The organism is Desulfovibrio biadhensis, from assembly GCF_055388615.1.
The window spans coordinates 1,931,610-1,957,134 of sequence record NZ_AP042477.1 but is presented as its reverse complement, the minus strand read 5'-3'; the positions used below and the strand labels follow the sequence as shown (position 1 = coordinate 1,957,134).

Annotated in this window: 25 protein-coding genes and 1 tRNA gene; 7 read left to right on the top strand and 19 right to left on the bottom strand. The window is 53.5% G+C overall.

What is annotated here, in order from left to right; translation table 11 throughout:
- Positions 1-53: 53 nt before the first annotated feature.
- Positions 54-638, top strand: coding sequence for a TetR/AcrR family transcriptional regulator (locus tag ACZ5EH_RS08555; protein ID WP_464277699.1), 585 nt, complete (start codon positions 54-56; stop codon positions 636-638).
- A 32-nt stretch (positions 639-670) separates the two neighbouring features.
- Positions 671-1,240: a flavodoxin family protein gene (locus ACZ5EH_RS08550; protein WP_464277698.1), complete on the top strand. Its 570-nt coding sequence runs from the start codon at positions 671-673 to the stop codon at positions 1,238-1,240.
- 131 nt (positions 1,241-1,371) lie between these two features.
- Here ACZ5EH_RS08550 and ACZ5EH_RS08545 read toward each other — a convergent pair whose 3' ends face one another.
- Positions 1,372-2,442, bottom strand: a complete 1,071-nt coding sequence (locus ACZ5EH_RS08545) for an EAL domain-containing protein (protein ID WP_464277697.1) — start codon at positions 2,440-2,442, stop codon at positions 1,372-1,374.
- Positions 2,443-2,746: 304 nt separating this feature from the next.
- Between ACZ5EH_RS08545 and ACZ5EH_RS08540 the strand changes: the two genes are divergently transcribed.
- Entirely contained in the window at positions 2,747-3,358 is a 612-nt protein-coding gene (locus ACZ5EH_RS08540; protein ID WP_464277696.1) for an RsmD family RNA methyltransferase, read from the top strand.
- Between the two features lie 112 nt (positions 3,359-3,470).
- Here ACZ5EH_RS08540 and ACZ5EH_RS08535 read toward each other — a convergent pair whose 3' ends face one another.
- Positions 3,471-4,634 carry a GGDEF domain-containing protein gene (locus ACZ5EH_RS08535; protein WP_464277695.1) on the bottom strand — a complete coding sequence of 388 codons (1,164 nt, stop codon included), beginning with the start codon at positions 4,632-4,634 and terminating at the stop codon, positions 3,471-3,473.
- Between the two features lie 544 nt (positions 4,635-5,178).
- Here ACZ5EH_RS08535 and ACZ5EH_RS08530 point away from each other — a divergent pair.
- Positions 5,179-5,442, top strand: coding sequence for an RNA recognition motif domain-containing protein (locus ACZ5EH_RS08530; protein ID WP_464277694.1), 264 nt, complete (start codon positions 5,179-5,181; stop codon positions 5,440-5,442).
- A gap of 153 nt (positions 5,443-5,595) precedes the next feature.
- Here the strand turns inward: ACZ5EH_RS08530 and ACZ5EH_RS08525 are convergent, their stop codons facing one another.
- The 3 genes from ACZ5EH_RS08525 to ACZ5EH_RS08515 form a co-directional block, all read right to left on the bottom strand.
- Positions 5,596-6,096: a DUF2867 domain-containing protein gene (locus ACZ5EH_RS08525; RefSeq protein WP_464277693.1), complete on the bottom strand. Its 501-nt coding sequence runs from the start codon at positions 6,094-6,096 to the stop codon at positions 5,596-5,598.
- 108 nt (positions 6,097-6,204) lie between these two features.
- Positions 6,205-6,618 carry a GFA family protein gene (locus tag ACZ5EH_RS08520; RefSeq protein WP_464277692.1) on the bottom strand — a complete coding sequence of 138 codons (414 nt, stop codon included), beginning with the start codon at positions 6,616-6,618 and terminating at the stop codon, positions 6,205-6,207.
- Positions 6,619-6,906: 288 nt separating this feature from the next.
- Positions 6,907-7,818 (bottom strand): LysR family transcriptional regulator, encoded by a 912-nt coding sequence (locus ACZ5EH_RS08515; protein WP_464277691.1) that lies wholly within the window; start codon positions 7,816-7,818, stop codon positions 6,907-6,909.
- Between the two features lie 135 nt (positions 7,819-7,953).
- On the opposite strand from ACZ5EH_RS08515, the gene ACZ5EH_RS08510 reads away from it, so the two are divergent.
- The gene (locus tag ACZ5EH_RS08510; RefSeq protein ID WP_464277690.1) at positions 7,954-8,544 is read left to right on the top strand and encodes a hypothetical protein; all 591 of its coding nucleotides are present in this window, start codon (positions 7,954-7,956) and stop codon (positions 8,542-8,544) included.
- Between the two features lie 403 nt (positions 8,545-8,947).
- Here ACZ5EH_RS08510 and ACZ5EH_RS08505 read toward each other — a convergent pair whose 3' ends face one another.
- The 3 genes from ACZ5EH_RS08505 to ACZ5EH_RS08495 all read right to left on the bottom strand — a co-directional run bounded on the left by ACZ5EH_RS08505 (position 8,948) and on the right by ACZ5EH_RS08495 (position 12,027).
- Entirely contained in the window at positions 8,948-9,499 is a 552-nt protein-coding gene (locus ACZ5EH_RS08505; RefSeq protein WP_464277689.1) for a hemerythrin domain-containing protein, read from the bottom strand.
- A gap of 1,174 nt (positions 9,500-10,673) precedes the next feature.
- The gene (locus ACZ5EH_RS08500) at positions 10,674-11,108 is read right to left on the bottom strand and encodes an acetyltransferase (RefSeq protein WP_464277688.1); all 435 of its coding nucleotides are present in this window, start codon (positions 11,106-11,108) and stop codon (positions 10,674-10,676) included.
- A 283-nt stretch (positions 11,109-11,391) separates the two neighbouring features.
- Positions 11,392-12,027, bottom strand: coding sequence for a Maf family protein (locus tag ACZ5EH_RS08495; protein WP_464277687.1), 636 nt, complete (start codon positions 12,025-12,027; stop codon positions 11,392-11,394).
- 193 nt (positions 12,028-12,220) lie between these two features.
- On the opposite strand from ACZ5EH_RS08495, the gene ACZ5EH_RS08490 reads away from it, so the two are divergent.
- Together ACZ5EH_RS08490 and flgM are read left to right on the top strand one after the other, a co-directional pair.
- Positions 12,221-12,628 (top strand): DVU0524 family FlgM-associated protein, encoded by a 408-nt coding sequence (locus tag ACZ5EH_RS08490; RefSeq protein ID WP_464278283.1) that lies wholly within the window; start codon positions 12,221-12,223, stop codon positions 12,626-12,628.
- A gap of 27 nt (positions 12,629-12,655) precedes the next feature.
- Positions 12,656-12,964 (top strand): flagellar biosynthesis anti-sigma factor FlgM, encoded by a 309-nt coding sequence (flgM, locus tag ACZ5EH_RS08485; RefSeq protein ID WP_464277686.1) that lies wholly within the window; start codon positions 12,656-12,658, stop codon positions 12,962-12,964.
- Between the two features lie 214 nt (positions 12,965-13,178).
- Here the strand turns inward: flgM and ACZ5EH_RS08480 are convergent, their stop codons facing one another.
- The 11 genes from ACZ5EH_RS08480 to ACZ5EH_RS08430 all read right to left on the bottom strand — a co-directional run bounded on the left by ACZ5EH_RS08480 (position 13,179) and on the right by ACZ5EH_RS08430 (position 25,519).
- Positions 13,179-13,994 (bottom strand): class I SAM-dependent methyltransferase, encoded by an 816-nt coding sequence (locus ACZ5EH_RS08480; protein ID WP_464277685.1) that lies wholly within the window; start codon positions 13,992-13,994, stop codon positions 13,179-13,181.
- 332 nt (positions 13,995-14,326) lie between these two features.
- Complete coding sequence (gene pnp, locus ACZ5EH_RS08475; protein WP_464277684.1) at positions 14,327-16,552, bottom strand: polyribonucleotide nucleotidyltransferase; 2,226 nt, start codon at positions 16,550-16,552, stop codon at positions 14,327-14,329.
- Positions 16,553-16,734: 182 nt separating this feature from the next.
- Positions 16,735-17,004 (bottom strand): 30S ribosomal protein S15, encoded by a 270-nt coding sequence (rpsO, locus tag ACZ5EH_RS08470; protein WP_464277683.1) that lies wholly within the window; start codon positions 17,002-17,004, stop codon positions 16,735-16,737.
- A gap of 121 nt (positions 17,005-17,125) precedes the next feature.
- Positions 17,126-18,034 (bottom strand): tRNA pseudouridine(55) synthase TruB, encoded by a 909-nt coding sequence (gene truB / locus ACZ5EH_RS08465; protein WP_464277682.1) that lies wholly within the window; start codon positions 18,032-18,034, stop codon positions 17,126-17,128.
- Positions 18,035-18,080: 46 nt separating this feature from the next.
- Positions 18,081-19,055, bottom strand: a complete 975-nt coding sequence (locus ACZ5EH_RS08460) for a DHH family phosphoesterase (protein WP_464277681.1) — start codon at positions 19,053-19,055, stop codon at positions 18,081-18,083.
- A 28-nt stretch (positions 19,056-19,083) separates the two neighbouring features.
- The gene (locus tag ACZ5EH_RS08455; RefSeq protein WP_464277680.1) at positions 19,084-19,365 is read right to left on the bottom strand and encodes a DUF503 domain-containing protein; all 282 of its coding nucleotides are present in this window, start codon (positions 19,363-19,365) and stop codon (positions 19,084-19,086) included.
- Positions 19,366-19,630: 265 nt separating this feature from the next.
- The gene (gene infB / locus ACZ5EH_RS08450; RefSeq protein ID WP_464277679.1) at positions 19,631-22,801 is read right to left on the bottom strand and encodes a translation initiation factor IF-2; all 3,171 of its coding nucleotides are present in this window, start codon (positions 22,799-22,801) and stop codon (positions 19,631-19,633) included.
- Entirely contained in the window at positions 22,798-23,106 is a 309-nt protein-coding gene (locus tag ACZ5EH_RS08445; protein ID WP_464277678.1) for a DUF448 domain-containing protein, read from the bottom strand. The genes infB and ACZ5EH_RS08445 overlap by 4 nt, the downstream gene beginning before the upstream one ends.
- On the bottom strand, positions 23,075-24,442 hold the full coding sequence (gene nusA / locus ACZ5EH_RS08440) for a transcription termination factor NusA (RefSeq protein ID WP_464277677.1): 1,368 nt from the start codon (positions 24,440-24,442) through the stop codon (positions 23,075-23,077). Before nusA ends, ACZ5EH_RS08445 begins: the two co-directional genes overlap by 32 nt.
- A gap of 57 nt (positions 24,443-24,499) precedes the next feature.
- Entirely contained in the window at positions 24,500-25,177 is a 678-nt protein-coding gene (locus tag ACZ5EH_RS08435; protein WP_464277676.1) for a ribosome maturation factor RimP, read from the bottom strand.
- 266 nt (positions 25,178-25,443) lie between these two features.
- A tRNA-Gly gene (locus ACZ5EH_RS08430) sits at positions 25,444-25,519 on the bottom strand.
- Positions 25,520-25,525 lie beyond the last annotated feature (6 nt).

Sequence of the window (25,525 nt, the reverse complement as noted above, 5' to 3'; positions counted from 1 at the left end):
TGCCTCACCTTGTCAAGCATGGCAAAAGGGGGGGGAAGGTAACGTGAACAGATATGAACAAGACCGGACGCCCCCGAAGCGAAAAAGCCCGCGAAGCCATTTTAGGCGCCACCCATGCACTGCTGCATGAAAACGATGGCAAAGGCCTGACCATCGAGGCCATTGCCCGGCGTGCAGGGGTTGGCAAACCAACCATTTACCGCTGGTGGCCCTCACTGGCTGATATCGTGCTGGACGCGCTGCGCAGTCAGGCAGACGCCACCATAGCCATTCCGCAGTACGCGTCCCTCCACCAATGCCTGCAAGAATTCCTGCGCCAATCCATGCAGGCGATAAACCAAGGCGCTGGGGTCCACCTTCGCTTTCTCATGGCCCAAGCGCAAACAGACCAGGCATTTCGCAAACGTTTTCAGGAACTCTTTGTGGCCAAACGCCGCGCCGTGCTGCGCGCTCTTTTGCAAAAAGGCGTGGAGCGCGGAGACATCCCCCCCGAGCAGAATTTGGAAATCCTGGTGGATATCATCTTTGGCGCCATGTGGTATCGCCTGCTCACAGGCCACGCCCCTGTAGATGTAGCCTTTGCCGACGAACTGACAGCTACCGTGCTCAGGCTTTTCCCAAAGCCCTCCACTGCTTGATAAAAACTATTGTGAAAATAAAGGAGCAACCTGTGAAGATAACCATACTGCAAGGAAGTCCCAGAAAAAATGGCAACACGGCCCAGTTGATTGCCTGGATGCAGGAAGAAATGACCACACTGGGGCACGATGTCGAAACCATTGGTCTTGTGGGCAAAAACATCAACGGCTGCCTGGCCTGCGCCAAGTGCAAGAATAAGCCTGACGTCATAGGCTGTGTTCAGAAAGACGATGTGCCGGAGATCCTGGAGAAAATGGCCGCTTCGGATCTCGTGGTGTACGCATCCCCATTGTATTTTTGGGGTGTCAGCGCCCAGCTGAAGACAGTCATCGACCGCACCTACGCCTTTTACGTCAACTACCACCAGCCAGGCCACGCTTCTCTCATAGAGGGGCGCAAGCAGGCCCTGGTGCTGACAGGGGGCGGCGGACGTGAAAACAACGCCCAGGAAGCCATCACCGCCTACCAACGGCTGCAAAAGCCCCATATGACCATAAACGCTGGCGAATTTTTCGTGGGCGGCTGCTCCACCCCTGATAAATTGGGGGACGCACGCAAGGAAGAAGCCGTGGCCTTTGCCAGAAAAATTTGCGCAGCATAATCAGGCGTCACAAATCACAAAGGGCCCTTGGCAACGCCAGGGGCCCTTCTTTTTGCACATGGAATCATGAATAGCGAAGGCGCTACACTTCGCACATAGTCTTGCACCAGATTACGTCCAGCATGTTGTATTTATAACTTTTTCGGAGCTGGCGGCGTGGGGGCTGGCTCTGCAAACAAATACCCTTGCACAAAATCGGCGCCATGGGACTTCACCCACTCCCATTCGCTCATGGTTTCAACGCCCTCAGCAATGGAAAGCACGCCAAGATCCTTGGCCAGTTGTATCAGGTTCTTGGTTATGGTGGCTTTATAGTCGTCCTTATCTACGTCGCGGATAAGCTCCATATCCAGTTTCATGAACTCCGGCTTCAGCTTGGAAAGCAGGTTCAAGGAACTGTAGCCTGCCCCCATGTCATCCAGAGCAACCTTGAATCCACGATTGCGGTAGAAATCCAGGATGTTAACCAGATGATCCGTATCTTTTATATCTTCACTCTCTACAACTTCAAAAACAATTTGCTCCGCAGGTATTTTTGCTTTCTTTATCGCAGCAAGTGTTGTTTGCAGACAATAATCCGGATTATAAATCGCTGTTGGATTGAAATTTATAAATATTGTATTCTGTATATTTTGCGCAACGGCGTCTCGTATCACAGAAAGCCGGCATGTCCTGTCGAGGTTGAAAAGAAGATCTGCGGATCTGGCGATTCCAAACAACTTGCTTGGGGGAATATATTCTCCTGACGGTGAAATACCACGGGAAAGGCATTCATATCCGTACACTGTATCTGAATTTTCGACTTCTATGATTGGTTGAAAAAAGGCGGTGATTCTCTCTTCTCGCAAAACATCAATGAGCCATGTGCCTTCAATTCGTGCAACAAGTGATGATAGTTGCTGCATTTTAATGAAGTCTGTTGTTGTGGGTTCGTATCCTTCCTCCAGAATAATCGTCTTTGTGTCCTGCATTTCAAGCTGACTTACATTGCAGAGATAATCAGCGCAAAATCGTTCAAGGTCGTTTTCACTGTAGTGTATTGCAAATAATCCCTGAGTAATTTGTGAATACGGCATTCCCGACTGCGAAAGATAAGACGCCAGCGCCTCTCGTGACTCTTCAATAGGGGGAGCAAGATACAACACCCCTGATTCTGGCGGTGAATCAGGGAGCTGCTCACACCGTGGACACCCTCTTCTCATCAAAACCTCCTGTACGTTTGAGTAAAATACTATGTAAACAGGCGTCCCCGCCCATGCAGCGTATAATTTCCATCGGACACTATAGCTTTATGAATCATTATACCCGAGCAACTGCCTTACAGCAACCAACCCCGCTGGGAGAGTTGTATACGTACCCGGTGCATTTGGCGTAAATACCGGAACACCCCGTTTGTTGTTCATGGACTCTGTTCCGTGCACCCCTGCCATTCTTTTATGCGCTTGCCCCCCCTCTTGTACACATGCTATGCGCCAGAACAAAGACGTACTATTAGGGGTTTTGCCTATGAACTCTGCTGCAATTCAAGCAAAATTCGGAGATGCCTACCGCGCCGATGCAAGAGCCTTCATAATGGGCATCGATCACCGGTTCACGGCGCACTTTGCATCCCGCATTGCCAACATGACCGTTCTGGAGACATGCACAGGGGCAGGCTTTACCACTATTGCTTTGGCTCGTGCAGCACAAAAAGTATATACCGTTGATATTGATGACCGTATCCAGGGGATGGCGAAGGACAATGTCGAGAAAGCTGGATTGTCTGAAAAGGTGGTTTTTCTATCCGGATGCATAATGGCTGATCGCATTACCAGAGAGCTACCTACAATAGACGCGGCTTTTCTCGACCCGGATTGGAACATAACTGGGAGCGAACACGTCCATAGGTTCATTGATTCCACAACAGCACCGCCCGCGGACGCGCTCTTACGCAGGATAGAGGACATCACCCCCAACATTGCACTTGTCCTTCCGCCTCAGATACCTGTCGCCGAGTTGCAGCACCTGCCCAACCATGAACTGCAGTACTTGTACATGGGCGACAGTCATGAACTGCTGTGCCTGTATTTTGGGAGCCTGGCCCGATCCCATGGCGCATCGGATTTTCGCGTGGCATAGAAGCCAGTGGACAGCGGACCAGACGTCATGGTGCACGTCGACGAGACTGATCAACCATTGCATTCATTCTAAAGCGAAAACCACAGATAGCCAATAAAACCGAGACAGTTGCTCACTCCAAAACGACTCTATTGCGTCCGGCTCCTTTGGCCTTGTAAAGGGCAGCGTCGGCGCGCTGCATGATTTTCTCGATTGCTTCATCTTTGGCCTGCAGCATTGTCATGCCGATGCTGATGGTAATCTGCAATTTTTGCTGATTGATCTGGATTTCCATGTTTTCGATTTCACTTCGCAAACGTTCCGCAGCCACAATCGCCTGCTCTTGAGAAGTTTCAGGCAAAATGACTGCGAACTCTTCTCCTCCCAAACGCCCAAACAAATCCGTTTTCCTCAGAACTTCCGTGCCGAGAGAAGTTAGCGCTTTAAGGGCGCAATCCCCAACATGGTGGCCATGGGTGTCATTGACTGTCTTAAAATAATCCACGTCAACCATGAGGAATGCCAAGGGGTGATTGTATCGTCGCGAACGAATCAACTCCTGTACGCCAGATTCAATGAGCGTTCTTCTGTTCAGGATTCCAGTTAAGTTGTCGATTGATGCCAGACGGGTCATATCTTGGTAGAGAAATTCCCAACGCGTAAGGATGTAGCCCGTGATAACGACTATCATAGCCAAGGCCTGTACAAGCAATGTTGCTATCTGCAAAAAATTTGGATCAGCAAGATTATAATCGGCCCAAAAGAATATGAATCCTGCTCGGAGGTTTGTTAAAACAGCACACAATCCGAGTATAATTCCTGTCATTTTTTGGAGCAGAGAAGGCCTGGAAGCATAAAAAGTCAAACAAATCGAAGGAACTCCATAAGTAATTCCAAGCAATACTGATGATAATGAAATTTTAAACGCAACAGTAAGACCGGGCGTCCATATTAGGAGCACTTGAATAATCGCTGCTATGCTGAAAAAAAATGTATATCTCTGTGAAATAAGAAATGCCAGCGACGAAAGACAAAGACATCCTGCTGCCACACCACATACATAAAGACTGTTTCCTACGTTGAAAGAAATCATGAACGGAATAATGTTTCGGAGAAGGATAAGAGTCCATCCTATACCTTGAGAAGCCAAACTCACTACAAACAGCGAATCATAGCGCAAAGTGCGCTTATACATTGCAAATGCTACTAATATTGCAGCAACAGAGTTTCCCATTGCCAAAAAGAGAACGATGGTCTTAACGTGGAGAATTTCTGACATTGTATTGTATTTATGCATCAAGTAGTCTTAAATTATCACTAATTAGAAAAGTGTTCTCAATCAAGTTTATTTTTTGGCTGTGGCGCAAAACAACCTTGAGTGGAGAATATCAGTTGGAACTTTTGGTGGAAAATACCGCGAATGTAAGATTTCCCAGCTTTGCACTGGAACACTAACGCCCTAATACATTGAGATTTCGAATATACACGCAAGGGGCAACCCTACGACGCAGTCAACGAGTTCCTACCATAAATAGCAATAGCCATTGCCCCTGGCATTCTCTTGGTAGGAAATTGTGTGGGGCATCCTTTTATACTTCTAGTGTGCAGCACCACGTAAAATCAGCAATCTTTTTCTGGAAAATAGTCCTTGACTTCGATTGGAGAAAAGGACATTATAAAATACTTAGCCAGTCGCACCCGTGTAGGCGCGGTCTAATTGTGACCAGAACTGGCTGTAGTTACAACAAGATACGTCGAGGAGCAGTGTACGCACTCCGTACATTGCTCTTTTTTTTGGCGCACGGGAGCCATTTTTGAGTTACTTTTTTTAGGAGAATTGAATGTCCAAGAATCTTTATGTAGGCAACTTGACCTGGTCCACGAATGAAGGCGATGTCCGCTCAGCTTTTGAAGCTTATGGCGAAGTGACTTCCGTCAAATTGATCGAGGATCGTGAGACTGGTCGCCCACGTGGTTTTGGTTTTGTTGAGATGGATGACAGTGGCGCATTGGAAGCCATCCAGAATCTGGATGGAAAATCCTTTGATGGCCGCAACATCAAAGTCAACGAAGCAAGACCTCGTGTAGAACGCGCCCGCTGGTAGCGTTCATTCACAATACCTGATTCGTCATTATTCGCCTGGGATCCTTGTGGGTTCCAGGCGTTTTTTATTTTATCCTTTGGGACTGTTCAGCTTCTCCCTACCAAGTGAAAACCAGGTTGGGGGCCCCTGAAAAATACCACAAATGTGCGATTTTCAGCCCTGCCTGGCTGCATGGCGCACCATGGCCCATACAACCACATGATGAAACGGACGTATGAGGTTGAAATAGACTCTGCCCGTCCAATGTCGATAGTGAACGATGGTCGCCACGTGGAACCGCTTCATTCCGTCAGGCAACGGTTCCGCGGCTATGGCGAGGTATCCGGAAAGGTGTTTTTCGGTTGCGCCAGCTATCCAGTAGCGTTCCTCTTCCCCGCCCTTCACTTTGAAGAAACTGCCCATATCACCCGGCGCAAAGATAACGTCCTTTGGGCTGACCCTGTCAGCTCCTGGATAGCCGTCTTGCTTCATGCCCAGCAGTCGAACAAATACTGCTCTGACCTTGTAAAGCGCCTTCATCCAGCCAGGCATGTAGGATAAGGCGGCGGCTATGAACTCACGCATGGACGTGACGGAATCCGCATGCGTAATGTCAACGTGGTCCGCACCTTCCAAAAAGCCTCTAATTTCCGGGATGGTATCCATATAGGCCATTTTGAAGCTCCAATTGTTCTATGTCTCCAATTGCCCTGCCTCCACCTGCTGCCCCCCCACACGCCTCCTACTGCCGATGCCCATGCAGCAAACGTGCTATCCCCTTGCTCACCCTTCACTCTCTCCGGGAAGCCGGTCATAGGTGGGCACACTCTCCAGTTCGTAGTCCCAGTTGGCTTTGTTTGCCATAAAAATGTGGCCATCCGGCCTGATCGGTAAATCAGTGTCGAGGCTGCCCGCGGGAACGACAAGAAGGGCTCCTTCCATTTGAATATTTGGAAGAGCCGATCCACACGTGCTACAAAAACTTTTGATATGCCCCGTTGCATTGAAGTTGAATGTCCGCACTTCCTCTTCCCCTGCCAGCCATCTCAACGTGGCTGTGGAGGAAAACAGATTCGCGGCATGGGAGGAACCGGTGTCCTTACGGCAGCGTTCGCAATGACAAAGGAAAAAATTATCAAAATCCCCTTCCACCTCAAAAGCGACCTTGCCGCACAGGCATGCCCCTGTGTATTTCATTATACCTCCTTCTCGTGTACAGCACTTTTTCTGGATCGATCCACTGCTTGCGGGTCACAGAGGATACACGCATCCCTGGCGGGGGAGACGTCTCCACGATCCGGAGCTTCTCGTCCAGCCAGTGCCCGTTCAAAATGGGGGTTACTCCAGATTTTACCTGGATAATACTGCGAGCACACCATCTTTCTAGCCTCCCCCGGCACCATCACCCCCCCCACTCGATTAACACTTCCAACACACGCGCCAGGGGCAGCCCCCATGGAGCCCCGGGTGGGAGCCGCGCCAGCTCTACGAGTAAACATCCCTGTCGCCATCACAGAACCTTTTCATCTGTCTGCCTAAAATCATAAAATCGTTTAGCAGAGGGAATATAGTTCGCTGCTTGAGCCAAACCATGATCAGATCCATGGTTAGTTCATTCATCCATGCCAATTCAATGAGTTTTTGTTGCAACATTTCGTTTTGAATCGAAACTTTCGGCAGGATGGCAATAGAGTCATTAGCAAGAACATACTGTTTGATCGCTTCAATGCTTGTAAATTCCATGATGGAAGATGGGGTTGCAATATCCAATCCCAACATCTGCTTGATCATAAGACCATGCCCACATCCAGCCTTTGGCAGTAGTAATATCTTTTCGTTCAAATCAGAAACGTCTAAACGCTTCTTTTTTGCAAGCTTTGAATCTGTTTTAGTCACCATTGAAAACTCTACTTGCATGATCACTTCTGATTTCAAGCATGCCGAATCAATATGACTGGAGAAGATAAATGCGAGGTCAATTGATTCCGTCCTGAGTTCATTCTCAAGGCCACTCAGTGAACAATTGCTAATGTCAAAGTTCACCTTTGGATGTGATATTAACAGATTTTTAATCAAAGGTGTAAGGTAGTTGGCAGCAATTGCTTCGGGAGCTAAAAGTCTGAGCGTTCCAGTAGGACAAGCTTTGTTTGAGATATTGTCTCGTGCTTCTTTTTCAAGATTCAACATTTTGTCCGCATAAAACAGCATTGCTTCGCCCGCTTCGGTGAGCATAATTTTTTTATGTACCCTTTTAAACAACAGCTCACCTAGCTCGTCTTCCAAAGAACGGATTTGCGTAGATACCGTTGACTGAGCAATGTTAAGGACTTCGGCTGCTTTATTGAAGTTCAGCAGAACCGCCGCCATTCTAAATGTCTTAAGCTTGCCCAAATCCATCCAACACCTCCGTAATCGAATTATTCGATTAGCGTTATCAGCCATTATCGCTGGACTCAAGGGACGGTTGCCGGCAATTGTTCTTGTTGAAAATTACTACAATCGGATTTTGTTTTCTAAAAAGAAGGCTGGCGATTGATAGAAATTCTGCTTCAAATCTGGGGAGGGCTTTTTTATCTCCTGAACAAGGTTTTCTTTTCAAGAGCGGAAAGAACAGGCGGTGTTGCTGGTCGGAAAATCTGGCGCATCAGGTCATGGGCTGTCTATTTGGCCGGGCTCCCGGCCTGGGTAATAGTATTTGTGTCTGAGCGTAACTGGATAGCGGCAGCGGTGGAATCTGGTGGTGCACCGGCCATGATAACGGGGCTGATTATTGCTTGGTCTGGATATGGATCAGAGCCAAAGTGGCTGGACGTCCTAGCGAAAATATCTGTCCTGGGAGGGCTTGCTTTGAGCCTCTACGAGTACGGTGGACTCACCGACGTCAGCCAAATCTTCGAACTAGGCATCGCAGCAGGCTTTCTTCTTGGAACATATATGATGGCGCAAGACTCTCAACAGGGATACCTTTGGCTTATACTCGGCAATGTGAGTTGTTCAACGCTTATGTGTCTCGAGGGCTATTACATTCTCATGTTCCAACAGCTCGTTTCTCTAGGATTTGTTGTCGATGCGCTCCTAGTGCGTAGAAAAAGGCATTCCAAAGTGTGTTTTGCTAAAAAATAAATCGCTTGTCTTCAATGACTTCTTACTTCACCAGACGTAGTGGTGTGGCAACTAAGTGGGGAATTTGCCTCAAGCAGCTAATGAAAATACCTCAAATGTATCTTTTCTTAGCCCTCCCCCGGCACCACCACCCCCCACTCGATTAATACTTCCAACACACGCGCCAGGGGCAAGCCGACGAAGTCGCTCAGAGGGCATGAGCTGTAACTATCCGTAGTCATTCACCTTGACACACCTTTGAAGGGAAATTGTGTTGGACTGCCCAGCCCCCCCTGATGCTCCCCACCGTGGGAACTTGGAATGCGGTGACTTTTTGGGATTACCCGGGGTGTACGCAGCCGGATATCCTTACCCTTCCGCGTTGCAGGCAGGGGGCGCCGGGGTAGACACTGCCTGGTGTGAATCAGGCAGGAGACACGTGCCCTTTTTCAAGGTTTTCAATACGCTTGAGGTAGTCCTCATGAGGCATGTTCTGCTCGAATTCGTCGAATTCCTCGAGCATTGCGTCCCGTTCGTCTTCGCTAAAGTACTCCATACAGGGGAAGAAAAAATGCTTGTCCTCCTTTACAATGTGCCCGGGGTAATGGTCGGCGATACGCTTGAGCTGGGCCTTGATGTCCATGACAGCAGTGCTCTTGCCGGATTTGAGTTCGTTGTTGGATTCTTCGAGCTTCTGGACCATCTCCCTGGCCTCCACGTGTTCCTGAACGAGTTCCTCCATTATGCGGCGGTGCTGTTCGCTGAGATCCTTTTTTTCAAGGTCACGGAATAAAATGTCCTCTTCTTTTCCGTGGTGGCAGGCGTCTGCAAAGCCCCGCATCAGAAAGATGAACTCTTCTATGCGTTCGGGCTCTGGCTTCTTCCCGGCAGCCAAGTGCTCGACCTCCCCCCTGATGAGGGTGATGACTCGTTCAATGTCGCGGTGCTCGTGCATTAAAGGGCCGATTGGTTGCATGACGATATCCTCCCGTTGTTGTTTCCAGTGCGTCCAAGCATACGTCCTGAATGAGAAAGTTTTCTGTTGGGAAACACCGGTGGCGCTACGGAGACAATTCCTATTAAATTAGGACATATTCTGTTAATCGGTCATGCATCAAGGGTGCTTTTTGGTGATAAAATGGGGAGCATGGGCACATCTGGCAAAACCATGCGCATACATCTGGGTCAAATGACCTTGCAAGTGTGTGGTAGCGTTTAACGGCCCCTCTGCCTTGCATTTCTTACTGCTCGCTGCTTTCAGCCTTGACGTCACTCCCTTGTTCATAACTTCTGCGGGGGGCAACGGGTCGAGTCGCAGGCAATCTTCAGCAAGTGGATGTTTGAGCGACTCCTGACGGGGCTCGTTGGGGTGTATGCGGCGCATAAGGCAGGTCGAAGAGCAGAACGAGGGCATACAACGGGAAGACAGCTCACGGATGATTGACTAGCCAGAGAGGGGGAACTGCTGAAGGCCCTGCCCAATCGCGTTCTCTTCATTGAGATGCTCTAAACGCAAGCGCAAACAGTATAGCTTTCCGTAAGATATTCAGCATCTTGTTGACACGCTCACTTAGCAGCGACATGAGACGGTGGCAACAAGCCTCCTCTTCCTTCATCTGCAGGAACCCGGTGGACACTTGTGTTGGAGTCTTCCATTATGAAAAGGCGACCCAGGGTTACCCCTTGAGCCGCCACCATTGCATACCGTTCCCGCCAAATTCGTCTCTGGGGAGTCTGCACGCCCCCATGAGGCAATATGATCTAGGACTTTTTTTTCATTTCCTTGCCACAACAGGTCAGAGGAACCGAACAGCAGTCTTCACCGCCAGGGGCGCAGGTACATGCTGTTTCTACTTTCAGTGTTAACCCGCAGCTTTCACAGTAAAAAACATCGCCTGGTTTCATGTCGCAACAGTTTGCCATGAGTATCTCCTTCGGGTTTGCTACTATTTGACCTCCCCATAGCTATGGAGAGGTATTTACTCCTCCAGGGGCTAGTAGCATGCATGTAGATTAGTCGCAATTGATCTTAGCAGAAGACCTAGCTGGTAACATACTGTTGCCAATTGGCTTTTACTTCGCCAGTCGCAGCCCTGTGGGGACTTGCGTGCATGTCTCGTTATCCTTTTCGCAAAAACATCAAGCAAGCTTCAGCCCAGCTTCATGTGTAGTAATGGGTAGGGCTTACCTTGTCCGTCCTTTGACGACCTACCTATAATCAAAAATCCGATGTGTTTATAGAACCCAATTGCTTGTGGATTCTGTTCGTTTACGTCAACGGTCGTGACATGCATGTTTTCAATGGCATAATGGCACAAAGCGGAGCCGATTCCTTGTCCTCGGCTCTCCGGTGACACGAACAACATTTCAAGATTGTTGTCCGCAACGCCGCAAAATCCGAGAATCCCGCCACGTTGATCCTTTGCGCATCGTAATTCCACCGCATCAAAGTACTGTTCAAGAATCAGCGGTCGTAATAAATCAATATCTTCCTCTTTCAGAAAATCATGCGTTGCTCGAACGGAAGCTTCCCATATTGTTATCAGTTTGGGGTAATCATTTTTGTCTGGGATTGTTATATCCATACAACCTCTTGAGGAAAGGAAGGATTGGAACGTTCTCTAGAAACGCACTCTATTTCACCTTAGGAGCCACCACGACTCCCCATTCCAGCAACACCTCCACCACCTCTGCCAATGGCAAGCCAATCACATTGATCAGACATTTTTAGCTGTAACTATCCGTAGTCATTAACCTTGTCATTCGCTTGATGGGGAGTTGTGTGGGACTACCCAGTTTTCCCCTGGTGCTCCCCCCGGTGGGGATTCCGTGGGAATTTCGCCTGGCGCCCCGTGAATATACGAATTTTTAGCCCTGCTTCGGCACCACTACCCCCCAATCCACCAGCACCTCCAGCACACGCGCCAGGGGCAGGCCCACGACGTTGGAGTACGAACCCTTGATCTCGCGCACCAGAAAGCCCCCCACGCCCTGGATGGCATAGGCGCCGGCCTTGTCCATGGGCTCCTCGGTCGCCACATAGGCCTTTCGCACCGCAAGGGGGGTGGGCGTCATGGTCACATCCGTGCTCACGCTGAATTGCATACTCTCTTCTGCATTGGCGCCCTCTTTTCCGGCCTTGCATATGCACACACCGGTGACTACCTGGTGGGTGACAGGGGCCTCCTGGCCGCAGAGCAATTCCAGCATGGCAAGGGCGTCATCGGTATCTGCAGGTTTGCCCAGGATGTTGCCTGCCGCCACGACAACGGAATCCCCCCCTATGATATACGGAAGGGGCGTTTCGTCCTTGAGTTGGCGCGCTATATCGCCTGCCTTGGCGGTTGCGGCGCGCATGGCGTACTCTGCCGGATTCTCGCCAGGATATGGTGGGGGCTCCACAGGACTGGGGCGAACGGCAAAGGCCACACCAAGGGACCCCAGCAGCTCGCGACGCCGGGGCGACCCGGAGGCAAGCACAAGGGGGTGAACGGTTTTGAACACGACAACTCCTCCCCGACCCGGCAGCAAATGCATCTGGGCCGATTATTTTTTCACTCAATGCTTCAGGGCGCAACATTTTCATCAAAAACGGAATGTTGCAAGCCCCTGCCAAATACAAAAAATTTCACCGCCCCCCCTAAAGTCCTCCTGCGAATTACCGATAAGACAGACGAGAGGGAAAACTACCGTGACGATGAAGCCGTATTACCTACGCAACATGCTGCTGCAATACGACAGGCAGCTAGTAACAGCTCGCCGGCTGGCCCGCTACAATCGTTCCATGGGTCGGGGGGTGACAAGCGAGGATCCTGCGGCTCGTGAAGCGAAAAGGCATGCGTTGGTAGAACGCGTTGCCAGAGAAATCGTCGAGAATCTACTGATGTCGGGGAGCAACAGCCCCATCGTGGAGCAGATTCGCGAAGAATTGGAAAAGGCGTTCGATGCTTCACTGCTCTTTGAATACCCCATCGAGCAGCCCGATTTGCACATTTTCAAGCAAACGTCATCCGGTCCAAAGGAGGTAACATCCCAGGAGCGAATGCAGATTATGAACACTTTGTGGCAATTAACCCTTGATAAGGTCAACGAGACCATGTTGTAGTCTCTGACCTGAAGGGAAGTTGAGATTATGGAAATAAAGAATACCCTTACGGGCCTGAATCCTTACGAGCGTACAAAGCTCGACAAGGCCGAGGGCGACAAGGCAAGGCAAAAGCGCGATACCGGGGCGACACAAAGCTCCAAAGGCGACCACGTCGAATTTTCCGACGAGGCCAGCCTGCGCGCCGAGGCCTTCAAGGTAGCCAGCAATACGTCTGACGTACGTAGCGACAAGGTCGAGATGCTCAAGGCAAAGATCGCGGCGGGCGAGTACGAAGTCGACTCCCGCAAGATTGCCGAGAATCTCATCCGCGACGACTTGGACCTGAACAGCTGACACTGCGCTCTCGTTCTTTTTCCCGCCAGCCCTTTACGGATATGCTCCGTAACAGGGGGTGGCTTTTTTGCGTCCCCAGATCATCATCCTAAGTGCTACCCACTTGCGCCAAGGGCACCGGTATTTTCCGAAGGTCCCCCAGCCGCCCCGAGATTTGAGACACGGGGCGCGTTCTCTCCACGGCCCAAGGCTTATCATCAGATTCTGCAATTGCTCAAGCTATCTCATAATGAAGCATCTTAAAGGCCTTTCGCATGCTCGGGAGTATGTTTCCGATAATGCCCACCACCCCCCAGCGACGCAACTCCTGAGAAAAATAATATGTCGTGTCGACGTACCGGATATTTGCTGCCCACTGTTCCAACTCCCTGTCGTCATCGAGCGCCCATTTGAAACTGGCATTGGTCTTTTTCACAGTATCGTGCTTGTGGCTTCTTGCCACTCCCCAAGAGGAGCACGCATCGAAATGAACTGCACAGGAGTCAAAATTTTCAGCCATGGCCTGCACCAGCGGCTTTATCTGCGCTTTATCGAAATACATGAACACGCCCTCTGCTATGAGCATGAAATCCGCTTCTTGATGCCTTTCACGCAATAACTTCATCCATGCCGCATCAAACATGGAGTAGGGAAGAAAGGGATTGTGCTCCGATTCTGGCAGGACCTTACGTCGAAAATCCAGCACTTCAGGCAGGTCCAACTCGTAGTATATTCCCTTTCCCTTGAATGTCCGTAAAAAGCGTGTGTCCAGTCCAGCGCCGATGTGCACCACCACCGGATTATCCTTTTGGGCGACAAATCGTGTCACCGCTTGATCGAAATGCCTAATCCGGATAGACGTCCCAATCTGAGACATCTTCGACTCGTTATATTTTTCAAAATCATAATCTATGCTTTCGACCAGTTCACACGCTTTATGGTCGTTGATTATTCCATGCGCCCTTTTTGTTTCCAAGCTGCGCATGTACAGGGGAATAAAGAGGGTGTCCGAAACAGAGTCTGATATGTTGGCGCTCAACCTTTTTTCCATGACTGTCTCCAGATGTCGTTAATGAGAATAAAAATCATTTTCAACACGAGACAGGCTAAATGTACAGTCTAATTTTTCTATGCTTCCAGATTGATTCCATCATATTTTCTAATTGGTCGCTTTTTTCACCTGGGGGGAGAGTCATTCGAAACTTCGGGGCCTTGCGGCCCAATACCTTTCCAACTCCCTATTCTCCATTGTCTTGTCTTCGCTCTCCCACACAAAAAGCCCGTGAAGCCAAACGGCTCCACGGGCTGTATTCTCAAGCAGAGGTAGAAAACCGGGAACGAGCGCTTACTGCCCCATTTCCTGGTATTCTCCCTTCTTGATCTTTAGCGACGGTCGCCGCCGCGACCGCCACGGCCACCGCGGTCATTGCGGTCATTGCTGCGTCCGCCCCTGTTGTTGTCGCGGCGTCCACCGCCGGAACGAGGAGGCGTATCCTTGAACTCGATGCCCTGCTCCTCGGCCAGCACAGCGGCACGGGAAAGGCGCATCTTGCCATCAGGCAGCACTTCCAGGCACTTGACCTTCATGGTGTCGCCCAGGTTGGCCACGTCGGTGACCTTTTCCACACGCCCCAGATCCAGTTGGGAAATGTGCACCAGACCTTCGACGCCGGGCAGAATTTCCACCAACACGCCGATTTCAAGAATCTTCTTGACCGGGCCTTCGTAGATCTTGCCCACTTCAGGCTTCTGGTCATAGTAGAGCACACGCTCCTTGGCAGAGCGCATGGCTTCCTCGTTGGGCGCGAAGATTTCGATCTTGCCGGAATCTTCAATGTCGATGGAAGCGCCCGTCTCAGCGGTGATGGCCTTGATGTTCTTGCCACCCGGGCCAATGATGACGCGTATGATGTCAGGGCTGACCGTGACCACTTCATATTTGGGAGCATGGTCAGGCAGTTTTGCACGGGGGGCGCCCAGCACTTCGTTCATCTTGCCCAGAATGTGCATACGTGCTTCACGGGCTTGCTCCAGCGCCTTGCGCATGATCTGCGGCGGAATACCGGCGATCTTGATGTCCATCTGGAATGCGGTCACGCCCTCTTCGGTGCCTGCAACCTTGAAGTCCATATCGCCCAGAGCGTCTTCTTCACCGATGATGTCGGTCAGCACGAAGTACTCGTCCTCTTCCTTGATAAGCCCCATGGCAATACCGGCCACAGGGGCGCTGATGGGCACACCGGCGTCCATGAGCGCCAGGCTGGCGCCGCAAACAGAGGCCATGGAGGACGAACCGTTGGACTCCATGACTTCCGCCACGATGCGCAAGGTATACGGGAAGGATTCCTGGGAAGGCAGCACCGGAGTAACGGCGCGCTCCGCCAGAGCACCGTGCCCAATCTCACGACGGGACACGCGCATCATTTTGATCTCGCCCACGCAATACGGGGGGAAGTTGTAGTGCAGCATGAAGCTCTTGCTCTCGTCACCAGCAAGCCCTTCGATGCGCTGCTCGTCGCGACCGCTCCCCAGGGTGCAGACAGCGAGAACCTTTGTTTCGCCGCGGGCAAAAAGCGCGGAACCATGCGTACGCGGCAGCAGGCTCACATCAATACCGATGGGGCGCACCGTGGTCATGTCACGACCATCCAGGCGAACACCCTCTTCCTTGATGCGCTTGCGGACCATTTCCTTTTCCATGGCGGAAAGGATCTCGCCGACCTTGCCGGCTTCAGCGGCAAACTCTTCCTTTTCGGCAATGGCCTGCTGCACTTCGACCTTCACGTCTTTTTTGGCCTGACGGCGCGCCATTTTTTCCTTGATGGACAGAGCCTTTTCCAGAGCCGGAGTGGCCAGCTCGGCCACGGCTTCCTGAAGCGCCTCGTTCTTGACCGGAGCCACAAACTCGACCTTGGGCTTGCCGGTCTTTTCACGCAGCTCTTCCTGCATGTCCAGAATGGGAACGATGGCCTTGTGGGCCCAGTCCATGGCTTCGGCCATGAGATCGTGGGGCAGGAAATTGGCGCTGCCTTCCACCATGACCACAGCCTCGCGAGAAGCGGCGAATACCATGTCCAGCTCGCTGGATTCGAGCATGGGCGCAGTGGGGTTGATTACGAATTTTTTGTCTATGTAGCCGATGCGCGCGCCTGCAATGGGGCCCTGGAACGGGATATCGGAGATGTGCAGGGCGGCAGAGGCGCCACTCACGGCAAGAACATCGGGGTTGATCTCGGCGTCCGAGGAGAGAACCGTTGCAATGATCTGAACCTCGTCACGGAATCCTTTGGGAAACAAAGGGCGGCAAGGGCGGTCGATCAGCCTGGCGCAGAGCGTCTCGCGCTCGCTGGGGCGGCCGATTTCACGGCGGAAGAAGCTGCCGGGCACGCGGCCGGCGGCATACATCTTTTCCACGTATTCAACGGTCAGGGGAAAGAAGTCCACGTCGCGCTCCATGGGGAGCGAAACGCAGGTCACCAGTACGACTGTGCCGCCGCACTGAACCCAAACAGCGCCGTCGGCCTGATTGGCCAGGCGGCCGGTCTCCATGGAAATTTCCATGTCGCCTACGGGTTGGGCGACCCGGGTAAAAGAAAATGCAGAATTCATAAGCGTTCCTTATGTAGTTTGCCCCCTGTCAGGCTCCTGGTCCCGCAATCTGGTACGCGTCCGACGCCATAAGTGGGTCGGCCGGGTTCCAGATTGCGCGAGAGAAAGCTTCCAGAGGGGGCGTCCAAAAGCAGTCGGGGCCGCCGCATGCGGCGGCCCCGATGTATAGGACGCGTGGTTGCCTACTTGCGCAGATTCAAGCGGCCCAGGATGTCCCTGTAGCGCTGAACATCTTTCTTTTTCAAGTAGTTAAGCAGTTTGCGACGCTGACCGACCAGCTTCAGCAACCCCGTCCTGGAGTGATAGTCCTTGGCGTGGCTTTTGAAGTGTTCGGTCAGGTACTGAATGCGCGAAGAAAGCAGCGCAATCTGCACCTCAGGCGAGCCAGTGTCGCCATCGTGCGTCTTGAAATCATCGATGATCTGAGCCTTTTCGTCCGGCGTCATGACCACAGCGGTATCCTCCTTGCCAATTAATGTCGTCTGTCAGGCCTTTTTGTCTTGATCCGCGGCGCTCGGCTTTGGCGTATTCGCGGCAATGACAAAAGGGCCGGTCCTTGACCAGACCCGCGGGCTACCAAAGTCCGCGGAGTATGGCCCACACCGGTTTGCCATCCGTAATGGCGGCTTCTGCCAGAGCAAGGGCTTTACCGCTTTGCTCCGTAAGCATGGCCCGTTCGCCAGGAGTAACAACCGTACCGGCAGCACCGGGCGCGCATTCGATGCGCGTTCCGTTCTTGACCATCTGGCTTTCCTTGGCGTCCAGGACAACCTTGCGCCAATGGGGCAAGGCCTCGGACAGGGGCATTACCCGCCCTGGCAGTTCGTCCGGCTCGTTCAGGATCGTGTCCAACTCCCAAGCCTGATCCAGACCGAACGGATGGCTATGCTCCCGAACCAATGCACTGAGCACCGCGCCACACCCCAACCGAATCCCCAGGCTGTGGACCAGGGACCGGATGTACGTGCCAGCGCCGCACTCTACGCGGAAGCTTACCCCGGGAAGGTCCATTTCGAGAACCTCAGACCGGGTTACAGTCAAGGGCTTGGTCTTGACTGGAGTCTCCTTACCTTCCCGCGAAAGCTTGTACAAGGGTTTTCCCTTGTGCTTCGCTGCGGAATATGGGGGAATCACCTGCGATGTCATCTTGGTCCAGTCCCGGACCACGGCCGCTACGTCATCGGCCTCGAGATGCTCCCAGGGCGCTTCAACCACTTCCTGACCTTCCATATCATAGGTCTCTGTGGTTATGCCCAATTGCAGGGTTCCGGAATATGTCTTGCCACCTTCGGTAAGGTAGCTGGCCAGTTTGGTGCCTTGTCCCAAAAGCACCAGCAGCACGCCGCTGGCCATGGGGTCCAGGGTGCCGGCATGGCCTATTTTCTTTTGCTTCAGCGATCGTTTGATCATCTCCAGGCAGCCTGCGGAAGTAGGCCCCTTGGGTTTGTTCAATACAAGCACGCCATGTTGTTGTTCAGGCATAGTATTCCTTAAAGGCAGGCCGGTTGCCGGGCCGGCCGGATTCGTCTCAAAGGGCCATCTCTTCCTGGATAGCTTTGATGAGTTGCTGCTTGGCGACTTCCATGGTCTCGGGCACCATGCCGCCAGCGGCGTTCTTGTGCCCGCCCCCGCCGAAACGTTTGGCCACCTTTTGCACATTGTCGGCGCCTTGGGAGCGCAGTGAAAACTTGATCAGGTTGTCACGTTCCTCGCGCATGGAAATGGCCACCCGAACGGTTCTGACTCGCCGCATGAATTCAACCAGCCCCTCGCAGTCCTCAGAGGTGGTGCCATGCCGCGCCAACAAATCCCGAGTTACCTGTACCACTATCACTTTTTCATCAACGTGCAACTCGGCGTCGCGCATGGCTTCGCTCCACAAGCGAATGCGCCCTATCTTCCATTGGTTCTGATACTTGGAGCTGAATTCGGCAATATTGAGCCCTCTGCGCATGATTTCGGCTGCAAGCTTCAGCGTTTCGGGCTTGGTGTTGCCATAGGAAAAGTTTCCGGTATCGGAGACAACGGCCAGGTAAATCGCCTCGCCAAGCCCCCCCGCCAAGGGGATGCCCAACTCTTTGGCGACCATGGCCACCATCTCGCCCACGGCAGCCATGTTGATGTCCACCCAGTTCACAGAGCCGAACATGGGGTTGCCGACATGGTGGTCCATGTTAATGATCGTTTTGGGATCAACGACCTTGAGCAACTCTTTTCCCATGCGGAAAGGATCGCCGCAGTCCAGCACAATGACCCGGCCGGGCGCAAAGTGCTGCACTTCCTCGATCTTCTGTTCTATGTTGGCAGGTGTATTCAGCCACGTGAAGTGGTCGGGCAGGCCGCTTGGGTTATACAGCATGTATTGCTTGCCCAGGCTCTGCAGAATCCAGCCCATGGCCACGGTGGAGCCCATGGCGTCTCCGTCAGGGCTTTCATGGCTGACCACCAGGAAGTCATCCTCGTTCACGAGGGTCTTTGCTATTTCCTGACACGGTCCAAACATGATTCACTCATCTTTGCGACAATACGACTCAAATCATTTCGATGTCGCTGTAAGTAAGCTCTTCCGGAGTAATGGCCTCGACCATGCATAGCGCCTTGTTCAAGGTGCTTTCTACCCGCTTGTAGTCGCTGCCGACCATGGCGGCGGCAAGCACAAGGCTGGTATGGCTTTCCTGATTCGCCACCTCGGCTACGCTGACGTTGAACTTGTTGCACAATTTGCGCTTCAGGCTCTGTGCAACGTTACGTTTCCCTTTCAGCGAATCATTGCCGTGCAGCGTGAATTCCATCGTAAGCACGCCGATATGCATGGCTAATCACCCTGCCCCTGCCACCGGGGCTGTGCCTCCGTCTAAAGGAGACATGGCGGCGTTGCCTTTGGCTCTCTGCTGTTCCGGCTTTTGTACTGAAGCAATATTACATTTTTTCAGCAAAATGCGCACGGAGAGCAGAACTTGCAAAGACAACGCAGCCTGGCGATTTATCGCCTTGAATCAAGGCCTTTCTCTGAAACAATTATACATTGTTCCAGTCATATACATAAAAACGTCGCATCCATTGCAAAGCAGGGTCGCTCTAATCGAGAGACCTGGCTTCCTGGACTTCGTCAAAGGCTTCAATAATGTCACCGACTTTGACGTCGTTGTAGTTCTCAAGGCCGATACCACATTCGTAGCCCTTGACCACTTCCTTGACGTCGTCCTTGAAGCGCCGCAACGAGGCGATCTTGCCTGTGTAGACAACAACACCTTCGCGCAGCAGGCGAACACCGGCATTGCGCAGGATCTTGCCATCAGTGGCGAAACAACCCGCAACAGTGCCGACCTTGGGAACGCTGAAGGTATCGCGAACTTCCGCCTGGCCAAGGTACACTTCCCTGGTCAACGGCGAAAGCATGCCGGACATGGCGTCCTTGATCTCGTTCACCAGCTTGTAGATGATGTCGTAGAAGCGGATATCCACATTCTCGCGCTCGGCAACATCCTTGACCTTCGCAGTGGGGCGCACGTTAAAGCCGATGATGATGGCTTCAGAAGCCGAGGCGAGCAGAATATCGCTCTCCGAAATGGCGCCGGTGCCGCCATGGATCAGATTGACCTTGACCTCGTCGGTGGACAGCTTGGTCAACGCGTCGTTGACGGCCTCCAGGGAGCCCTGCACGTCGGCCTTGACCACCAGGTTGAGGGTCTTGACCTCTGCATCGCCGGGGCGCTGGGAGAGGAAGGTCTCGAGAGTGACCTTGCTTTCCTTGGCCAGAGCCCGCTCGCGTTCTTTGAGCTGGCGGGATTCGGCGATGCGGCGCGCAACCTTTTCGTCCTCGACCACGGCGAATTCGTCACCTGCTTCAGGCACGCCTTCAAATCCCTGTACTTCTACAGGCATGGCCGGGCCGGCTTCCTTCACCTTTTTGCCCTGGTCGTTGAACATGGCGCGCACGCGCCCGTTGAACAGACCGCAGACAAAGTAATCGCCCTGCTTCAGCGTGCCTTCCTGAATCAGCACGGTGGCCACTGCGCCGCGTCCCTTGTCCAAACGGGCTTCCACAATACGGCCTCTGGCGGGCTTGTCGGGATTGGCTTGCAGCTCCATGACCTCGGCCTGCAGCAGGATCAACTCCAACAACTCGTCAATGCCGATGCGCTGCTTAGCAGACACGTTGGCGAATATGGTCTCACCGCCCCAATCTTCCGGAAGCAATCCGAGTTCGGAAAGCTCGCGGCGGGCGCGGTCAGGCTCTGCGCCTTCCTTGTCTATCTTGTTCACGGCCACCATGATGGGCACGCCGGCAGCCTTGGAGTGGTTCACGGCTTCACGGGTCTGGTCCATAACGCCGTCATCGGCGGCAACAACCAGAATAACGATGTCCGTGACCTGTGCGCCGCGGGCGCGCATGGCGGTAAACGCTTCGTGACCAGGCGTATCCAGAAAGACCACTTCGCCACGGGGCGTATTCACATGGTAGGCGCCTATGTGCTGGGTAATGCCGCCAGCTTCACCCAAGGTGACGTTGGACTGGCGGATGGCGTCCAGCAAGGAGGTTTTACCATGGTCAACGTGCCCCATGATGGTCACTACTGGAGGGCGCGGACGCAAATCTTCCGGCTTGTCGGCCTCCTGCGGCAGCAGGTAGCTTTCTTCGGAGAAACCGACCTTTTCCACTTCATAGCCAAATTCGGAAGCTACCAGGGTAGCCGTATCCATATCCAGCGACTGGTTGATGGTGGCCATCACGCCGAGGCCGAAAAGCACCTTGATAAGGGCCTGGGCCTTGATGCCCATCTGGTGGGCCAGATCCTGGAGCCGAATGGCTTCATCTATCTTGATTTTACGCTTGGACGCTTTGACCGGTTGCGTGGTTTGCTGATTTTCCTGAGCAAACTGCTGGAAATCATCCTGAAAGCCGCGGCGCCGCTTGTTCGGACGCGCTTTACCGCCGGTCTTGTCCTTGACGGTCATGCTCTTCTTTTTCTTCGCCTGCATATTGGCCTGGCGACGACCTTCCTCATCACCTCCCTGAGGAAACTCTACAACGCGCTTGTCCTTACGGCGCTTTTTGCGGCCGCGGCTGTCGGCATCATCCCCAGGGGCGCCGGGGGCGCCGGGAGCACCCGCTGCCGGAGCGCCGGGACGTCCGCCTGGAGCAGGACGACCACCAGGCGCAGGACGTCCGCCAGGTGCGGGACGACCGCCAGGTGCAGGACGACCGCCAGGTGCAGGACGACCGCCAGGTGCAGGCCGCTCGCTCTTTTTGGGGCGAGGGGCAGCCGGTTCCGTAGCCGGATCAGGCAATGAAATAATGCGCACTTGAGATTCAGTGGCCTGCGGCCCTTTCTTCTTGCGCTTTTTCTTATCCTTGCGCTCCCCTTCTTCAGCGGCGGTGGCGGCGTCGGCTTCGGGAGCCTTCTTTGCTGCAGGCTTGTCCTCTTTGGCCTGTTGCGCAGCCTCAGCCCCACCGTCTTCGGCGGCAGGCGCTGCCGCTTCAGAAGCCGCCTCATCCTGGGGCTCTTCTGCAGCGGGTGCGACGTCGGCCGCAGCAGGCGCCTCTTCAGAGACTTCTGCAGCGGGCTGGTCTGTGCTCTGGCCTGCGCTCTGGGCAGTAGCATCTTCTGCAACTGCATCAGAAGCGGCGACGGCATCCTGGGGCTCGGACTCCACCGTAGCGGCCTCTGGTTCAGCTTCCGGCTCTTCTGCAGCGGCGCCCGGCAGAGTTTCACCAGGCGCTGCAACTATGCGAGCAGTTGCCGGCTTCTCAGGTGCAGCGGCTGCGGGTTCTGCAGCGTGTTCGTCTTCCGGAGCGGCAGAGGATACCTCTTCAGGCTCTTCAGGAGCAGCGGGAGTTTCAGAAGCCGCAACGGCTTCCTCCTCTTCAAATTCTTCGGGAGCCTCAGGAGCAGCAGGAGCTTCTTCAACATGCTCAGCCGCAGCGAACTCTGGCGCATCAAACGCTTCATGCTCCTCGTCCTCTTCTACAACAGGCTCTTCGACTGCGGCGCTGTCAGGCTGCTTGGGCACGGACTTGCGGCGACGGCGCACGATCACGCCAGGCTGCACTTCCTTGCGCACCACTTCGGTCCTTGTCTTGGTGTTCTTGAACTTGGACCTGATCTCCTCGACCTCATCAGAATCCAAGATGCTCATATGGCTCTTGGCCTGAATGTCGAGCTCTCTCAAGGCCTGCAACAAATCCTTGTTGCTGACCCCCAGCTCCGCTGAAAGATCTTTGACTCGTATCTTTTCCGTCGTCATACTTTCACAACCCCTTTGCACTTCCGCCGCCAGCCTTGGTAGCGCGCGCCGCGTTCCTGACATTCCGCATTGTCGCAGATGTAAAAGCCCCTGCCCGGCAGTCTTTGCTCCGGGTCCAGCACTGGCCGCAAGGCGGCTTTGTCCTCTGCAGCACCCTGCCCGGGACGGGGGCAGACGTACCTGTTGAGGACGTCTTTAGTCATCCGCTGTCTGCAAATGACGCAAGAACGGATGGGGCCACGGCTCTCGGGCCGTTTGCATTCATTTCTGCTTTTATGCCTGCTCAGAGTTCTGCTCCGTTTCATTATCACTCTTATCAGCCTCGCCCTCGTCCGTGGCGGAGGCTTCCGGCTGTTCGTCCGCCGGCACATCTGCATCGGCCTTTTCTGCAGCCACCTCTTCAGGCGTGCTTGCATAGCCGAGGAAATTGATGGCCGAGCGCACATCGTTGATCCTGTTTTCAGTCAGGTTCAAATTCTCAGCCAAATATTCGTCACTTGCCTCAGCCACCTGCTGAATGTTTTCCAGACCGGCGGAAAGGAAGTAGTCAACCGAGATTTCGGCAACGCTCGCAAGCTGCTCGAGCTGTTCGCGCCCGGCGTTGAGTTCGCTGTACTTGGTCTCGGTGTAGATGTCGATTTTCCAGCCCAGAAGCTTGGAAGCAAGCTTCACGTTCTGCCCCTTGCGACCAATGGCCAGCGTCAGCTGATCATCAGGCACAACCACTTCCAGCAGGTTCTCGTCTTCATCAACGGTAATCCGCGAGATCATGGCCGGGGACAAGGCCTTGGCCGCATAAGTGGCGATATCCGGGCTCCAGACCACGATATCGATGCGTTCGCCGCGAAGCTCCTGCACGATGTTCTGGATACGGGAACCACGTACGCCCACACATGCGCCCACGGGATCAACGTCCCGGTCGCGGGACACTACAGCGACCTTGGCGCGGCTGCCCGGGTCGCGGGCAACGTCCATGATCGTGATGATGCCGTCGTCGACTTCAGGCACTTCGCGCTTGAACAGCGAAGCCATGTAGTCCGGGTGCGAACGCGAAACAATAACCTGTGGTCCGCGGCCTTCCTTGCGCACGTCGATAATCAGGGCCTGGATGCGATCTCCGCGCTTGAAGCGCTCCTTGGGGATCTGCTCCTCCTTGGGCAAGAGCGCTTCCGTGCGTCCAAGGTTGATGATCCAGCCCATGCGGTCACGGCGCTGAATGATACCGGAAACGATATCACCCTTGCGGTCCTTAAATTCTTCGTAAATGATTTCCTGCTCGGCATCGCGCATGCGCTGAATGATGACCTGCTTGGCAGACTGGGCCGCGATGCGCCCCAGGTCTTCCACATTCAGGCGGAAGCCTATTTCATCGTCGATCTGCACACCGGGGTCATGCTCGATAGCCTCTTCGAGGGTGATCTCGTTTGCCGGATTGAGGACTTCTTCGGTGACGATCTTGAACTGGTAGACTTCAATCTCTCCGGTTTCTTCGTTGAAATTGACTTCAACGTCGATCATATCGCCATATTTCCGGGATACAGACGAGCGCACAGCCTCTTCAAGGGTATCGACGAGCAAGTCGCGGTCAATGCCGCGGTCTTTGCTGATCTGGTCGATGGCCTTTTTCAGTTCCATGCTCATGGGGTGCTCCTTACGCTATCAAACATGACAGTGAAGCGATAAAATTCCGTTGCGGGGTTAACCGTGCCGCTTGCCTTTTTTGCGCTTCTTTTCTTTCTTGGGCTTGGCCGGCACTGGCACCTCCGGCGCGAGGCGTGTCTTCTTGACATCATCCCAGCTAAACGCCGCCTCAGCGCGCTCGCCATGCGGTCCATCGACCACATCAAGGGCGAAACCATCCTCCGTCACCTGCAACAATGCCCCTTTGAAGCTTTTGCGACCAGGGAAGGCTTCCAGCCTGGGCTCATACAAGGTCACTTCAACTTCCTGCCCCACATAGGCGCGCATTTGCTCCAACCTGAAAAATGGGCGCGACAAACCTGGGGAAGAAACTTCCAGAACATACGCACCGGGGACAATGTCCTCGACATCCAGAGCCAGGCCCACCTGACGCGAAACACGGGCGCACTGGGCGATGCTCACACCCTGGGCAACATCCTGCCCCGCATCCTGGTCCACATCCTCAAAAGCCGAATCGTCGAAAGCGTCGCCACTTTCGCCATCCGCCTTGCCAGCTTCCGGTTGGACAGGGGAGTCCTGCTCGGCGCTGGCTGCAAAGGCCTGGGGAGCTTCCACATAAATACGCAGAAGCGAGCGCTTGCCGCGAGAATACTCAAGGCCCCAGAGTTCAAGGCCTTGGGCTGCGACAAGAGGAGCGACTATGGCTTCAATCTCTGCCTGCAAGGGGTCCGTCATACGCGTCCGTCATTCCCAATCCCTGCCCATGCAGAGAAGCTGCGGTACTACAATATGTTCTGCCAAAAAAACGTTCAGCGTCATTCCTGTTCACTTTTCACACGTCTTTCGTACATCTTGCCAACATCAGGACAGGTCGTCTTTGCAGCGCCCCGCCCTTTGCATTACGCGTAAAAAAAGGGGGAGCCCCTCGAGCCCACCCCGTTGTTCGACACCACCACATGCTTGTGGGCACATAGCGCGTCGCAGGATGCAACACAAAATTCTGGAGCGGGCGACGGGGATCGAACCCGCGACACCAAGCTTGGGAAGCTTGTACTCTACCAGCTGAGCTACACCCGCAAACCA

Bases quoted from the DNA above. Each gene is read 5' to 3' on its own strand.
- ACZ5EH_RS08555 (WP_464277699.1), top strand. From the start codon at position 54: ATGAACAAGACCGGACGCCCCCGAAGCGAAAAAGCCCGCGAAGCCATT.
- ACZ5EH_RS08545 (WP_464277697.1), bottom strand. From the start codon at position 2,442: ATGAGAAGAGGGTGTCCACGGTGTGAGCAGCTCCCTGATTCACCGCCA.
- ACZ5EH_RS08540 (WP_464277696.1), top strand. From the start codon at position 2,747: ATGAACTCTGCTGCAATTCAAGCAAAATTCGGAGATGCCTACCGCGCC.
- ACZ5EH_RS08535 (WP_464277695.1), bottom strand. From the start codon at position 4,634: ATGCATAAATACAATACAATGTCAGAAATTCTCCACGTTAAGACCATC.
- ACZ5EH_RS08530 (WP_464277694.1), top strand. From the start codon at position 5,179: ATGTCCAAGAATCTTTATGTAGGCAACTTGACCTGGTCCACGAATGAA.
- ACZ5EH_RS08525 (WP_464277693.1), bottom strand. From the start codon at position 6,096: ATGGCCTATATGGATACCATCCCGGAAATTAGAGGCTTTTTGGAAGGT.
- ACZ5EH_RS08520 (WP_464277692.1), bottom strand. From the start codon at position 6,618: ATGAAATACACAGGGGCATGCCTGTGCGGCAAGGTCGCTTTTGAGGTG.
- ACZ5EH_RS08515 (WP_464277691.1), bottom strand. From the start codon at position 7,818: ATGGATTTGGGCAAGCTTAAGACATTTAGAATGGCGGCGGTTCTGCTG.
- ACZ5EH_RS08505 (WP_464277689.1), bottom strand. From the start codon at position 9,499: ATGCAACCAATCGGCCCTTTAATGCACGAGCACCGCGACATTGAACGA.
- ACZ5EH_RS08500 (WP_464277688.1), bottom strand. From the start codon at position 11,108: ATGGATATAACAATCCCAGACAAAAATGATTACCCCAAACTGATAACA.
- ACZ5EH_RS08490 (WP_464278283.1), top strand. From the start codon at position 12,221: ATGAAGCCGTATTACCTACGCAACATGCTGCTGCAATACGACAGGCAG.
- flgM (WP_464277686.1), top strand. From the start codon at position 12,656: ATGGAAATAAAGAATACCCTTACGGGCCTGAATCCTTACGAGCGTACA.
- ACZ5EH_RS08480 (WP_464277685.1), bottom strand. From the start codon at position 13,994: ATGGAAAAAAGGTTGAGCGCCAACATATCAGACTCTGTTTCGGACACC.
- pnp (WP_464277684.1), bottom strand. From the start codon at position 16,552: ATGAATTCTGCATTTTCTTTTACCCGGGTCGCCCAACCCGTAGGCGAC.
- truB (WP_464277682.1), bottom strand. From the start codon at position 18,034: ATGCCTGAACAACAACATGGCGTGCTTGTATTGAACAAACCCAAGGGG.
- ACZ5EH_RS08460 (WP_464277681.1), bottom strand. From the start codon at position 19,055: ATGTTTGGACCGTGTCAGGAAATAGCAAAGACCCTCGTGAACGAGGAT.
- ACZ5EH_RS08455 (WP_464277680.1), bottom strand. From the start codon at position 19,365: ATGCATATCGGCGTGCTTACGATGGAATTCACGCTGCACGGCAATGAT.
- infB (WP_464277679.1), bottom strand. From the start codon at position 22,801: ATGACGACGGAAAAGATACGAGTCAAAGATCTTTCAGCGGAGCTGGGG.
- ACZ5EH_RS08445 (WP_464277678.1), bottom strand. From the start codon at position 23,106: ATGAAACGGAGCAGAACTCTGAGCAGGCATAAAAGCAGAAATGAATGC.
- nusA (WP_464277677.1), bottom strand. From the start codon at position 24,442: ATGAGCATGGAACTGAAAAAGGCCATCGACCAGATCAGCAAAGACCGC.
- ACZ5EH_RS08435 (WP_464277676.1), bottom strand. From the start codon at position 25,177: ATGACGGACCCCTTGCAGGCAGAGATTGAAGCCATAGTCGCTCCTCTT.